Below are 13,241 nucleotides of genomic sequence, written 5' to 3'. Positions count from 1 at the left end.
TCGAGGTGTCGCGAGCGGACGTGGGCGGTCACCGCGTGAGAGACCGCTCGGGTTCGCGCACCGGCTCCGGCCTGCGCAGCGCCGCGCGGATGTGCGGCACGATCGAGAAGGCCGCACCGGTCAGGCACAGCACGCCGCCGAGGACCGCCAGCAGTGGCGGCACCTCCGCCAGCGCGATCCACGACAGCAGCACCACGAGCGCAGGCACCACCAGTGACGACGAGCTGAGCACGCCCGCGGGGATGTTCTTCAGCGCGTAACCCCAGAAGTTGAACGCCAGCGCCGTCGGGAACAGGCCCAGGTAGACGACGGCCAGCACGGACGCCGGGGACGCGGCGGCCAGGTCGGCGGCGAGGTCCCCGGAGAACGGAAGGCACGCCAGCATCGCACCCACGATGCCGACCAGCGTGACGGCGTACGAGTCGCCGCCGGTCAGCCGCCACTTCTGCAGCAGCACACTCCCCGCGTACAGCAGCGCGGCGATCAGCGACAGCACCACACCCGCCACCGTCAGCTGACCGCTCGTGGTGGCGAGGGTGATGACGACGACACCGGCCATCGACACGCCGATGCCGACGAACAACCGCGCGGGCAGCCCCTCGCCGAGCAGTACCCCCGAGGCCAGCGCGACCAGCAGCGGCGCGACGTTGACGAGCATGGCCGCGGTACCGGCGTCGACGTACTGTTCGGCGAGGTTCAGCACCACCGTGTACACGCCGAACCAGGACACGCCCCACAGCAGCGTCCATCCCCACGCCGCGGCCGTACGAGGCCACCGTGGCCGGTAGAGCAGCGCGCCGATCCCCAGCGCCACCGACGCCACGATCAGCCGCAGCAGCGCCATCGAACCGGCCGAGAAGTGAACGCCGACACCCCGGATGACCACGAAGGACGACGCCCACAGCAACATGACGGCCAGTGCCGCCACCCACGGCAACACGGCGGTCCTACGCGACACGGGGTGCATACCTCAAGCTTCGCCCACCACAACTAGTGAGGACAAGCGAACAGTTCTGAACCCTGTTTAAGCTACCCTACATTGTTGTGCCCCCAAGGGCACCTTGGTGGCGTTGAGTGCCACAAATGTTCCCCTCGTCACGGACTGCCGACTCGGCGCTGTCACATCGGAACCAGGGGAAGATTCGTGGCGTTGAGTGCAACCAGGGTGCCCTTGGGGGCATTCACGGTGACCGCAGGCTCACACGAGGCGGCGGTCCGTTGCCCAGCGCGAGAGTTCGTAGCGGTTCGACAGCTGGGTCTTGCGCAGCACGCTCGACACGTGCGTCTCGACCGTCTTCACCGAGATGAACAGCTCCGACGCGATCTCCTTGTACGCGTAGCCGCGCGCGAGCAGCCGCAGCACGTCCCGCTCCCGGGGCGTGAGCTGGTCCAGCTCGGGATCGCTGATCGGTTCGGCACCCGGCCGCTCGGCGAACGCGTCCAGCACGAACCCGGCCAGCCGCGGCGAGAACACCGCATCGCCTCCGGACACGCGCACGATCGCCTTCACCAGTTCCGCCGACGAGATCGTCTTCGTCACGTACCCGCGCGCACCCGCCCGGATGACCGCGATGACGTCCTCGGCGGCGTCGGACACCGACAGCGCGAGGAACACCACGTCCGGCAGCTCCCCGCGGAGCCGCCGCAACACCTCGGCGCCGCCTCCGTCGGGCATGTGCACGTCGAGCAGCACGACCTGTGGCCGCATCCGCGTGATGCCGGCGACAGCCTCCCCGACCGAGCCCGCCTCGCCCACGACGCGGATCTCGTCGCTGATCGACTGCAGTTCCGCCTTCGCGCCGGCGCGGAACAGGGCGTGGTCGTCGACGAGGAACACCGTCACGGGCCCGGCCGAGGGGTCCCCCGGCTGTCCCGACTGCTCCGGCTGCGCCGTGTCGCCGCCCGTTCCGGCGGTGCCGCCCGTTCCGGCCGTGCCGCCCGTCCCGGCGGTGCCGCCCGTCCCGGCGGTGCCATCGGTGCCGTCGGTGCTGGTGCGGGCCGTGTCGTCGGTGCCGTCGGTCGTCATGAGGCTGCCCCCTGTGCTGCTCGGTCGTGTGCGGGCGCTGCGCGGCGGTCGTCCCCGGTGGTTCCCGTTTCCCCGGTCGCGCCGCCGTCGGTGTCGGTGTCGCCGTCGGTGCCGGTGCCGGTGCCGGTGCCGGTGCCGGTGCCGGTGCCGGTGCCGGTGCCGCCCGCGCCGGTCGCGCGCGGCATCTCGAGCTGGATCTCGGTGCCCTCGCCCGGGGCGGTGCGCACCCGGCAGCTGCCGCCGCCGCGTTCCATCCTGCCCCTGATCGAGTCGGACAGCCCGTGGCGGTCGCCGGGCACGGCGGCGGGGTCGAAGCCGGAGCCGCGGTCGCGGACGAACGCCGTCACCGACGTGGGCTCCACCTCGGCGTAGACGCTGACCTCGTCGACCCCGGCGTGCTTGGCAGCGTTGACGATGGCCTCGCGTGCGGCTTGCACGAGCGCGACGAGGCCGTCGTCGAGTTCGACGTCGCCGACGACGACCTGCTGCACCGAGATGGCGAACGTGTCCTCGACCTCGCCGCATGCCGCTGCGACGGCGCGAGCGAGCGTGGCCGGTGACGACTCCGCCTCACCCACGGTGCCGTCGCCCGCGGTGCCGTCGGCGGCGGCAGCAGCCGAGCCGTCGCGGGTGGGGGTGCCGTAGCCGTTCGGTCCGTAGAGCCATGCGCGCAGCTGGCGTTCCTGGCCGCGGGCCAGCCGGGTGACCTCGCGCGGATGGTCGGAGCGCTTCTGAATCAGCGCAAGCGTTTGCAGCACGGAGTCGTGCAGGTGGGCGGCGATCTCGGCGCGTTCCTCGGTGCGGATGCGCGCGCGGCGTTCGTCGCCGAGGTCCCGCACCAGCCGCAGCCAGAACGGCACGGTCAGCAGTGCCACGCCGACGAGGGTCGCCAGCACGGCCACGAACGCGAACTGCAGCTGGGCGAGGCCGCTGCCCCGCAGCACGATCATGCCGATGCCCGCCATGACCAGCACGACGCCCGCCAGCACGCGGATCGTCGCCGAAACGCCACCGCCGCCGAACACCACGCCGGCCACACCGGACTTCGCGCCCTTGCGCCACCGCCGCCGCTGCGTCTCGTCTGCCTCACGCCACACCACGGCGACGCCGACGAGCACCACCGCCACGGGCAGCCCCGCCCAGCCGGTGAACACCCCGCTCAGCACTCCGCCGACGACGGTCAGCCCGACTCCGAGTGCGATCAGCCCGTAGGCCTGCTGGCGCTGCCGGCCGGACAGCTCCTCGCGGGCGGTGTCGCGTTGTTCCTGCGGCACGAACGCCCACAGCAGGCCGTACGACAGCAGGCCCAGTCCGCCGAGCCCCGCCAGCAGGGCGAACGCGGCGCGCACCCACAGGACCTTGACGCCGAGGTGATCGGCCAGTCCTCCCGCGACGCCGGCGAGCGCGCGCCCGCCACGCCTGCGGTACATCTTCGGCGGAGTCTGCTGCCCGTCGCCGTGGGTTCCGTCGCCGCCTGCCACCGATCCGGCGGGCAACGCGCCCGTGGCCTGCCTGCCGCCGGCGGACGCGCGGGTCCCGGCGTCCGGCGCGCCGGCCTCAGTTGTCGGCCGTGAGCTCACCGGTCGCCCGTCCGCGGCCTGTTCCTGCACGTCATCCATGGTCGCTGTCCATCGTCACAGACTTCGGGGCCGGAATCATCAGGGAAACCCCTGAAGCGCTGCCCGGAGACGCGCCCGGCCCGTCGCCCGGTGGCCGAGATCGGACTCGGGGACGGTTTCAGGGTGCTCCCCGATGTGCCGGGACCGTCGCGGAGCGCATGCTCGGTGCCATGAACAGCACGAGCGGTGCGACCCGGCACCTCGACGGGTTCGAGGCGACGGTCAAGGACTTCTGGGCGAGCAGGCCCCGCCGCCCCGCGCAGGGGCGCAAGATCGCGGGCGTCGCCGCGGGGATCGGGCTGCGATACGGCATCGACCCGATCGTCATCCGCGTGGCTCTGGTGGCACTCACGTTCTTCGGTGGGGTCGGGCCCGCGGTGTACCTGCTGGGCTGGTTGTTCCTCCCCGGAACCGACGACGAGGTGTCCCCGTTCGAGTCACTGCTCGGCCACGGCGGGAGCGCGACCTCGAAGGCGCTGACGCTGTTGTTGTGCGCGGCGTGCTTCCCGGCGTTCGGGCTGGCGTTCGGCGGCACGTGGCTGGACGGCGGCGGCCTCGTCGGCATGGCACTCGTGGTCACGGCGCTGTATCTGCTGCACCGCGGCCGGGGGCACCTGCGCCGCCCCGACGCGGCAGGTGCGGGGACCCTCGGAGACCGGACGGCCCCCGAGCCCGGCACCCGCGTCGACACGGCCACGGCCGACTGGGACGCCCTGGGCGCGAGCCCGCTGGGCTGGCACCTCGCAGACCCGTCGACACCGGTTGCCTCGGCGCCTCCACCCGAGGAACCCGAGCGCCCGCCCCGGGAACGGCCTCGGCGACGCCGCTGCGTCTCCAAGGTCACGCTCGTGACGCTGGCGCTGGCGGTCATCGCGGGAGCCGTCGGTACACCACTGGCGTTGACGGAGGCCGGGTGGAGCCTGTCGCTGACGGCGGGGATCGTGCTGGCCATCCTCGGTGCCGGAATGGTGACCGGCGCGTTCGTCGGTGGCGGCCGCGGGCTGATCTGGTGGGCGATGCCCACCGCCGCAGTCGGTCTGCTGCTCGCGACGGTCCCGGTCCAGGACTACTCCGGCGGCCCCGGCGAGATCTCCGCCACGCCCACCAGCGCGGAGGCCGTCCAGCAGCGGTACGAACGCACGATGGGCCAGATCCGCCTCGACCTGCGGCACATCGCCGACCCCGATGCCGACGTCGCGACGACGGCACGAGTCGGCGCAGGCGACATCGAGGTGTTGGTTCCCGACACCGCCGACGTCACGTTCGAATGCTCCGCCCACACCGGCACGGCCGACTGCCTCACGCGCAGCAGCTCGGGTGTCGCACGTGACAGGATCGCGGGCTCGGATGACGGAACCGACGGACCGGGCGGACAACGGATCGAGCTCGTGCTCGACGCCGGGATCGGCAATGTGGAGGTGCACCGTGGAGGGTGAAACGTCCGGGCGAGCGGGCAGCGACACCGGCAGGCGGGTCGATCCGCTGACGCTGACGGCAGGTGTCGCCACGTTGGCCGTGTCGGCCTACGTCATCTCCGGCGGACCCACCTGGCTCGGGCTTCCGGACGGCCGCTGGCTCCTCGCGGGCGTCGCGGTGCTCATCGGGGTGGTCATGCTGGCCGCGTCACTGCGGAAGGAACGCTGACACCCACGTCCGGCTGAGCGCTCACGTGGCCGCGCCGAACCAGCGCGTGAGCCGCTCCCGCAAGGCGACGAGGCTGCCGCCGGCCCACACGACGTGCCCGTCCGGGCGCAACAGCACCGTGGGCGGGACGTCACGCGCTGCACCGTCGACCCGCGTTCCTCCGGCGGGCTCGACGACGTGGTCGACGCGGTCTGCCCAGCCTTCGACCGACAACGCCCCGCGCGGATCGAGTAGCAGCCCCCGCCCCGTACGGGTGTGCTCGTAGAGCCTGCCGCCCGCCAACGGCACGTCCCGCATCCGCAGCCCCAGCAGGTCGGCGCGTTCCCCGTCCCCAGGGCCGCCGACCTCGTAGCGGACGGCGGTCGCGACGATCTTCTCGGTCAGCCGCCGGTTGACCTCGTCGATCCCGGCCAGCTCGGCGACGAGCCTGCGCACCGCCTGCGACCGCGCGTCGGTCGCCATCAGCACCGTCTGGGCGCGCGTGTTGTCGAGGACGTCCTCGGCCACCGGGCGCCGCTCCGGCTCGTAGCTGTCGAGCAGCCCGTCGGGAGCCCACCCCACCACCTCGGCGGCGAGTTTCCAGCCGAGGTTGAACGCGTCCTGGATGCCGAGGTTGAGCCCCTGCCCGCCGAGTGGCGGGTGGATGTGCGCCGCGTCGCCCGCCAACAGGACACGGCCGGCGCGGTAGCGGTCCGCGAGCCGTGTGGCGTCGCCGAACCGCGACAGCCACCGCGGCGAATGCACCCCGAAGTCGCTGCCCGCGACGGCGATGAGCCGCGTCCGCAGCTCGTCGAGGGTCGGGGGCGTGCGGTCCCCGGAAACACCGGCCGCAGGCACGGTGACGCGGTGGACACCGTCGCCGATCGGGCCGATGCCGAAACGCAGCTGTGTTCTGCGTACCTCGCTCACGACGGCGGTGAGCTCCTCGGGCGGGGCCGTGACCTCGACCTCCCCCAGCAGGTTCTCCGTCTGCGTCGGTTCGCCGGGGAAACCGATGCCGAGCAGTTTCCGCACCGTGCTGCGGCCCCCGTCGCAGCCGACGGCGTAGCGGGCACGCTCCGTCGTCCCGTCGGCCAGCTCCACCGTCACGCCGCCGGTGTCCTGGGCGAGACCGGTCACCTCGCTGCCGCGGCGGATCTCCGCGCCCGCCTCGGCGGCGCGGTGTTCGAGCAGCCGGTCGACCACGGGTTGCGGCACCCCGAGGATGTAGGGGTGGGCCGTGTTCACGGCGGGTGCAGGCGTGGGGATCGCCGCGAACTGGCTCCCCAGCGGATGCCGCGTGCCGTGGTCGAGCAGCGGTTCCAGAAGTCCGCGCTGGTCGAGCACCTCGATGCTGCGCACATGGAGCCCGAGCGACCGCACTACCGGTGTCGGCTCGGGGTCCCGTTCCAGCACCAGCACCGACACCTCGTGCAGGCGCAGTTCGGCGGCCAGCATCGCCGCGGTCGGCCCACCGCCGACGACGACCACGTCAAACATCGATGTCCCCCTGAGAATTGCGGGATCGGATTCCCGGCCGGATTCGACGAGACGCAAGTCTGCGGCGCACACCGGGGATTGCCGCAAGCCCGGGGGTCCGCTATACGTTGAACGTGGCGGGGAGTTCCGCTTTCCCTTCACAGCCGGATCGCTTGTGCGTCCGCACGATGCGCCGCCCTGCCCCCAGCGCTTCCGGCCGCACGTCCCCGTGACGCGAAAACGCCGTGGCCGGTCGGACGGCCACGGCGTGAGCAGGTTCGACGATTCCTAGGTGACGAGCTGCGCGACGATCAGCCCGATACCGATGACGACGCCGGCGACCGTGCCGAGCGCCAGCAGCTTGTGCTGCGTCTCGCGGGACCTGCGCAGCTGCCCTTCGGAACGAGTGGAGACGATGAAGTGCCCCTCCTCGGCCGGCTTCCCGATGACCAGCGGGCCGATCTTGTCGTGCACCTCGCCGAGGATGTACAACCGCTGCCCCGGGCGGACGATCCACTCCTTGTACTTGTAGCCGATCGTCCGGTTGCCGCCGCCGAAGCTCGGCAGCCGGATGCCGAACAGTTCGACGCTGTCGCGGCCGCCTTCGGCCGGTTCGAACCGGTCGACGACCTGTTCCGGGCTGTCGGGCCGCTCGCCGCTCGGGTCGACACCGATGGTGCGGCCCGCCTCGTCGATCACGGCGAAGCCGGCGTTGGACGTGTGGTCGGTCATCTTCTCGGTGCGCCGGCTCGTGCGGCGATCCCCGTCGCGGTACTCGACGTGCTCGTACTCGCGCTCGACCGTGTAGCGGTACCAGACGCATTCCTGCTTCGACAGTTCCGCCGTCAGCACGCCCTCCGGCCGCGGATGCGCCGCACCGACGACCTCGCTGACCTTGCGGAACGATCCTTTTGCGCCGAGCTCGTCGGAGGCCTTGCGTTCCGCTTCGAGTTCCGGAATCGACAGGGTCTCCGTGCCGATCATCGCGTGCAGCTCACGCTTGGTGTGCTGCATGAAGAAAAAGGCGGCGACACCCGCCACGATCAGAATCGCCCCTGCGATCCACACGTCCGCTACCCCCGGTTCGTTTCGCGCGTCATTCCCACTCGATCGTGCCCGGCGGCTTGCTCGTCACGTCGAGCACGACCCTGTTGACCTCGGCGACCTCGTTGGTGATGCGCGTCGAGATGCGCTCGAGCACGTCGTAGGGTAGCCGAGTCCAGTCGGCGGTCATGGCGTCTTCACTGGAAACGGGACGCAGCACGACGGGGTGGCCGTAGGTGCGGCCGTCGCCCTGCACACCGACGCTGCGCACGTCGGCGAGCAGCACCACGGGGCACTGCCAGATGTCGCGGTCCAGCCCGGCGGCCGACAGCTCCTCGCGCGCGATGGCGTCGGCGGCTCGCAGGGTGTCGAGTCGATCGCCGGTGACCTCGCCGATGATGCGGATTCCCAGACCCGGCCCGGGGAACGGCTGGCGCTGCACGATCGTCTCCGGCAGCCCGAGTTCGAGGCCGACGCGGCGCACCTCGTCCTTGAACAGCAACCGCAGTGGTTCGACGAGGCTGAACTGCAGGTCCTCGGGCAGGCCGCCGACGTTGTGGTGGCTCTTGATGTTCGACGTGCCGGTGCCGCCGCCGGATTCGACGACGTCGGGGTACAGCGTGCCCTGGACGAGGAACTCGGCGTCGCCCTTCTCCTTCAGGTCACGGGCGGCGCGTTCGAAGACGCGGATGAACTCGCGCCCGATGATCTTGCGCTTCTCCTCCGGGTCGCTGACGCCGGCCAGTGCGGTGAGGAACTGGTCGCGCGCATCGACGGTGACGAGGTTGACGCCCGTCGCGGCGACGAAGTCGCGCTCCACCTGGGTGCGTTCGCCCGCGCGCAGCAGGCCGTGGTCGACGAATACGCACGTGAGCCGGTCGCCGATCGCCCGCTGCACCAGCGCGCCCGCGACGGCCGAGTCGACGCCGCCCGACAAGGCGCAGATGGCGTGGCCGTCCCCGATCTCGGCGCGAATCCGCGCCACCTGATCGTCCACAATGGACGATGTGGTCCACTGTGGACGAATGTGGGCGATCTCGTGCAGGAAACGGCGCAGCACCTCCTGGCCGTGCGGCGAATGCGCCACCTCGGGGTGGTACTGCACGCCGGCGAACCCGCGGCCCACGTTCTCGAACCCGGCCACCGGCGCACCCTCGGTGCTGGCCGTGACGTCGAATCCCTCCGGCGCCTTCGTCACACAGTCGCCGTGGCTCATCCACACCGGGTGCCGCGCCGGCAGTTCCTCGTGCAGCTGCCCGCCGGAGACGTCGACGTCGGTGCGGCCGAACTCGCGCGTGCCCGTGTGCTCCACAGTGCCGCCGAGCGCGCTGGCCATCACCTGGAAGCCGTAGCAGATGCCGAACACCGGCACACCCGCGTCGAACAACGCCGGGTCGATCCCCGGCGCCTCGTCCGCATACACACTCGAAGGCCCCCCGGACAGGATGATCGCCGACGGGTTGCGGTCGAGTATCTCGGCCACCGACGCCGTGTGCGGCACGACCTCCGAGTACACCTGCGCCTCCCGCACCCGGCGTGCGATGAGCTGGGCGTACTGCGCCCCGTAGTCCACGACGAGGACCGGGCCCTCGGTGGCGGCGGCCGGACCGGCGGACGTGTTCTCGGGCACGAGCAGGACCTCCTCGCTGCGGCATTCGACTGGGTCCTATCGTCGCAGGTGAGCCGACGACCGTCGCTGCCAGGTGGCAGGCTCCGGACCCGCGGCACGGCGGGCGTTCGGAGCGGGTGAGCGGGCCCACATAGGCTGCGGCCATGGACACAGCAGGCTCGCCGGATTTCGACTTCGATCCCGATGCCGACGAGGGGGCGTACACCCCACGCCCACGCGAGGCCTGGATCGCCGGGCGCGCAGAGCCGAGCCCGGACACGGCACCCGTCACGCACCCGGCCGACGACACCGAGGTGGCGACGGTCGCCACGCCCTCACCCGAGCAGACCGCACGCGCGGTCGCCGCGGCGGTGCAGCTCGGCCGGATCGACGACGAAGAGCTGCGCACGGGCGCACTGCAGATCGCCGCTGGCGAACTCGAAGCCCGCCACGAGGAACTGTCGGAACTGATCACCGCGGAGAGCGGCATTCCGCTGCGCTGGGCACAGCGGGAGGTGGCGGAGGCCGTCGCGGTGCTGCGGTACGCGGCACGGCATCCCCTGCCCCGCGACGGCAGAGTGAACAGCGACGGCGGAGCGGCGACGTTGATCCGCGAGATTCCACGCGGACCCGTGCTCGGTGTCGTGTCCCCCGAGGCCCCGCTGCGTAGTGCGGCCCACATCGTGGCGGCCGCGTTCGCGGTGGGCTCGCCGGTGGTCGTCGCGGCGGGCACGGCGACACCGTTGTCGGCACTGGCGCTCGGCGAGGCGCTGGGCGAGGTCGGCATGCCGGAAGGCTCGTTCTCGATCCTCCCCGGTGCCGAGCCTGTGGACGGCGACCTGGTGCGAGTGGACACGGCCGGTCCTGGCCGGGGCTCCGCCGTGGTCGTGACCGACATCGCCGGCGCTGCCGACCGCGGCGAGATCGCCGAACGCATCGCCGTCGCCGCAACCCGCCAGGGCGGGATGCGGCCGGAGGCGGTGCGGCGGGCCGTGGTGTCCTCGGCGGTCGCCGAGGAGCTGTTGCCCGCACTCGCGTCGGCGGTCGAAACCCAGGTCACCGGCAACGCCTACGACACGTCCGTCTCGGTGGGCCCGTTGCCAGCCGACGTGACCGAGCAGGCCGCCGCGTGGCTGTCCGACACCGTGGCCGCGGGCGCGACCGTGCTGGCGGGCGGCACCTCCGGGGAACCGACTCTGGTGACCGGCACCGAGGACGAACCCGCGGCCGGGCCGGTCCTGGCGGTGACCGTCGCCGACGAACCCGAGGAGGCGCTCGCCGCGGTGTCCGCACCCGGAGCTGCCGCGCCGGCGGTGGGCCTGTTCACCGCCGACACCGCACTCGCCATGCGCGCACAGGCCCAGCTGGAGGCGGCCCGCGTGGTCGTCGGCGACGTGCCCGACTACGACCCGGCCACGGTCCGCATCACCATGCACGCGATCACCACACCGCAACTCACCACGCTGACCTGACCGCGCTGACCCCGCACCCCGCGTGTCCTGCATTCGGTACCGCGTGTTGCGTATTCCGGGGACCGTGTTGCGCGTTCCGGGGCTCGTGTTGCGCCCGCGCGTGGCCCAACGCCGCCATCCGCATGGTGCCGACGCGAACGGACAGGCAACCGTGGCACACGCGAACGGCGAGAACCATGCCGTCTGCCGGGTGGTCGTGGAGCTTCGATCGACGCGAAGGTCGATCCGGATGGTCCCGCCCGCACGATCCGGTCGCGGCGCCCGGCGACCGGCCGTGCAAGTGGCCGCCGGCGACGCCGGTGGGCGCAGTCGTCCACCAGCGCGTCGATGAGCACGGACGGCAGGTGACCGGGTGGCCACACGCAGCGCCCCGGGAAACGCAACTCGGCCCCCGGAAAGCGCAACACGGCGTCCTGAGTGCAGGACACGCGGGGGGCTACGCGGGGGTGATCGGGAGGCGGAGGGCGCCCGGCGCCTCGGCGGGTACGGCCGGGCGGCGCGGCGCCACCGCATCGATCCGCCGGTACGGCTCGTCCTGCGACGGGCGCGGGTCCGTGTCGCCGGCGTTCGGCCAGAACGAGAACGCCCGCTCCGCCTGTGCCGTGATCGTCAGCGACGGGTTCACGCCCAGGTTGGCCGTGATCGCCGAGCCGTCCACGATGTGCAGATTCGGGTAGCCGAACACGCGGTGGTACGGGTCGATGACGCCCTCGTCGGAGCTGGTGCCGATCGGTGCGCCGCCGATGAAGTGAGCGGTCAGCGGGATGTCGAAGATCTCGCCCCACGTGCCGCCCGGAACGCCGTCGATGTGCTCCGCCGTGCGCTGTGTGGCCTCGTACCCGGCGGGGATGAACGTCGGGTTCGGCTCGCCGTGGCCCTGCTTCGAGGTGTACCGGCGCCGCCCGAACAGGCCCCGCTTGGTGAACGTCGTGATCGAGTTGTCCAGACTCTGCATGACGAGCAGGATCACGGTCCGCTCGCTCCACTTGTAGCCGTTGAGCATCTTCACGGTCTTGAGCGGATGCTTGACCATGTACTTGGCCAGCTGTTTCCACCGCGGCTCGGCGAGCCTGCCGTCGGTGGCGATCGTCTGCAGCAGGCTCATCGCGTTGCTGCCCTTGCCGTAGCGCACCGGCTCGACGTGGGTGTCCTCGTCCGGGTGGATCGACGAGGTGATCGCGACGCCCCTGCTGTAGTCGCGCTGCGGGTCGACGTCGGTGCGCGCGGCACCGAGGATCGCCTCGGAGTTGGTGCGCGTCAGCTCGCCGAAGCGGTTCGACAGCCGCGGCAGCGTGCCGTTGTCACGCATCGCGTGCAGCAGCTTCTGCGTACCCCACGTGCCCGCGGCCATGACGACGTGGCCCGCAGTGACGGTCGTGGTGAACTTCTTCGACGTCGTGCCCGTCTTCCGCAGATCGACCTCGAACGCACCGGCTCCCCGCGGACGTACCGCCGTCACCGTCGTCATCGGCACGACGTGGGCTCCGCCCTGCTCGGCGAGGTACAGGTAGTTCTTGACGAGCGTGTTCTTCGCGCCCACCCGGCAGCCGGTCATGCAGGATCCGCACTCGGTGCAGCCCGTGCGCGCGGGGCCCGCACCGCCGAAGTACGGGTCGGCGACGTCGGTGCCCGGCTCGCCGAAGTACACGCCCACCGGGGTCGCGTGGTAGGTGTCGGAGACGCCCAGATCGGCGGCCACCTTCTGCATGACCTCGTCGGACGGGGTCACCGTCGGGTTGACGTTCACGCCGAGCATACGGCTGGCCTGGTCGTAGAACGGCGTGAGCTCGGACTCCCAGTCGGTGATGTGCGACCACTGCGGATCCCGGTAGAACGGTGCGAGCGGCCGGTACAGGGTGTTCGCGTACACCAGCGAGCCGCCGCCGACCCCCGACCCGGCGAGGATCATGCAGTCACGCAACAGGTGCACCCGCTGGATGCCGTAGCACCCGAGCTGCGGAGCCCACAGGTAGTTGCGCAGATCCCACGACGTCTTGGCGAAATCCTCGTCGGTGAAGCGCTTGCCCGCTTCGACGACGCCGACGCGGTAGCCCTTCTCGGTCAGCCGCAGCGCCGCGACGCTGCCGCCGAACCCGGAGCCGACGACCAGCACGTCGTAGTCGAGGTCAGTCCTGCCATCCCCAGCGATGGTGTTACGCGAAGTCACACAAAAACTGTAACCAGCCGGGCAACTTCTGACCAGAGGTAGGTTACTGGCGGGTCAATTCACGTAGTCACATCGCATGACGCTCCGTGTCCGCGATGCGGTCGATGTACCACGGGCGCGGTTGCCCCCAGGGGCACTTTGGTTGCACTCAACGCGACCAAGGTGCCCTTGGGGGCGCCAGGCACAGACCGGCAGCACGGGC

10 protein-coding genes are annotated in these 13,241 nt (G+C 71.5%); 3 read left to right on the top strand and 7 right to left on the bottom strand.

Annotation, left to right across the window (positions count from 1 at the left end; genetic code table 11):
• Positions 1–28: 28 nt before the first annotated feature.
• The 3 genes from LY12_RS19605 to LY12_RS19595 all read right to left on the bottom strand — a co-directional run bounded on the left by LY12_RS19605 (position 29) and on the right by LY12_RS19595 (position 3,645).
• Positions 29–958 carry a DMT family transporter gene (locus tag LY12_RS19605; protein ID WP_253858778.1) on the bottom strand — a complete coding sequence of 310 codons (930 nt, stop codon included), beginning with the start codon at positions 956–958 and terminating at the stop codon, positions 29–31.
• A gap of 240 nt (positions 959–1,198) precedes the next feature.
• The gene (locus LY12_RS19600; RefSeq protein ID WP_301302825.1) at positions 1,199–2,026 is read right to left on the bottom strand and encodes a response regulator; all 828 of its coding nucleotides are present in this window, start codon (positions 2,024–2,026) and stop codon (positions 1,199–1,201) included.
• Positions 2,023–3,645, bottom strand: coding sequence for an ATP-binding protein (locus LY12_RS19595; RefSeq protein ID WP_253858777.1), 1,623 nt, complete (start codon positions 3,643–3,645; stop codon positions 2,023–2,025). Before LY12_RS19595 ends, LY12_RS19600 begins: the two co-directional genes overlap by 4 nt.
• 170 nt (positions 3,646–3,815) lie before the next feature.
• Between LY12_RS19595 and LY12_RS19590 the strand changes: the two genes are divergently transcribed.
• Positions 3,816–5,081 carry a PspC domain-containing protein gene (locus LY12_RS19590; protein WP_253858776.1) on the top strand — a complete coding sequence of 422 codons (1,266 nt, stop codon included), beginning with the start codon at positions 3,816–3,818 and terminating at the stop codon, positions 5,079–5,081.
• Positions 5,071–5,289 carry a hypothetical protein gene (locus LY12_RS19585; protein ID WP_253858775.1) on the top strand — a complete coding sequence of 73 codons (219 nt, stop codon included), beginning with the start codon at positions 5,071–5,073 and terminating at the stop codon, positions 5,287–5,289. The genes LY12_RS19590 and LY12_RS19585 overlap by 11 nt, the downstream gene beginning before the upstream one ends.
• A gap of 21 nt (positions 5,290–5,310) precedes the next feature.
• Here LY12_RS19585 and LY12_RS19580 read toward each other — a convergent pair whose 3' ends face one another.
• The 3 genes from LY12_RS19580 to guaA form a co-directional block, all read right to left on the bottom strand.
• Complete coding sequence (locus LY12_RS19580) at positions 5,311–6,768, bottom strand: FAD-dependent monooxygenase (protein WP_253858774.1); 1,458 nt, start codon at positions 6,766–6,768, stop codon at positions 5,311–5,313.
• A 267-nt stretch (positions 6,769–7,035) separates the two neighbouring features.
• Positions 7,036–7,815 (bottom strand): E3 ubiquitin ligase family protein, encoded by a 780-nt coding sequence (locus LY12_RS19575; RefSeq protein WP_253858773.1) that lies wholly within the window; start codon positions 7,813–7,815, stop codon positions 7,036–7,038.
• Positions 7,816–7,843: 28 nt separating this feature from the next.
• Positions 7,844–9,421: a glutamine-hydrolyzing GMP synthase gene (gene guaA / locus LY12_RS19570; protein WP_253858772.1), complete on the bottom strand. Its 1,578-nt coding sequence runs from the start codon at positions 9,419–9,421 to the stop codon at positions 7,844–7,846.
• Between the two features lie 143 nt (positions 9,422–9,564).
• Between guaA and LY12_RS19565 the strand changes: the two genes are divergently transcribed.
• Positions 9,565–10,872 (top strand): aldehyde dehydrogenase family protein, encoded by a 1,308-nt coding sequence (locus LY12_RS19565; protein ID WP_253858771.1) that lies wholly within the window; start codon positions 9,565–9,567, stop codon positions 10,870–10,872.
• A gap of 436 nt (positions 10,873–11,308) precedes the next feature.
• Here LY12_RS19565 and LY12_RS19560 read toward each other — a convergent pair whose 3' ends face one another.
• Positions 11,309–13,039, bottom strand: coding sequence for a GMC family oxidoreductase N-terminal domain-containing protein (locus LY12_RS19560; RefSeq protein ID WP_253858770.1), 1,731 nt, complete (start codon positions 13,037–13,039; stop codon positions 11,309–11,311).
• Positions 13,040–13,241 lie beyond the last annotated feature (202 nt).

The sequence above is a fragment of the Prauserella alba genome (assembly GCF_024171735.1).
Taxonomy (GTDB): Bacteria; Actinomycetota; Actinomycetes; order Mycobacteriales; family Pseudonocardiaceae; genus Prauserella; species Prauserella alba.
Note: the sequence above shows the minus strand (reverse complement) of the source record. Positions and strands in the feature narration are given on the sequence as shown.

What these genes read in the sequence shown, in the direction of transcription:
- LY12_RS19600 (WP_301302825.1), bottom strand. Translation starts at nt 2,026, where the DNA reads ATGACGACCGACGGCACCGACGACACGGCCCGCACCAGCACCGACGGC.
- LY12_RS19590 (WP_253858776.1), top strand. Translation starts at nt 3,816, where the DNA reads ATGAACAGCACGAGCGGTGCGACCCGGCACCTCGACGGGTTCGAGGCG.
- LY12_RS19595 (WP_253858777.1), bottom strand. Translation starts at nt 3,645, where the DNA reads ATGGATGACGTGCAGGAACAGGCCGCGGACGGGCGACCGGTGAGCTCA.
- LY12_RS19565 (WP_253858771.1), top strand. Translation starts at nt 9,565, where the DNA reads ATGGACACAGCAGGCTCGCCGGATTTCGACTTCGATCCCGATGCCGAC.
- LY12_RS19580 (WP_253858774.1), bottom strand. Translation starts at nt 6,768, where the DNA reads ATGTTTGACGTGGTCGTCGTCGGCGGTGGGCCGACCGCGGCGATGCTG.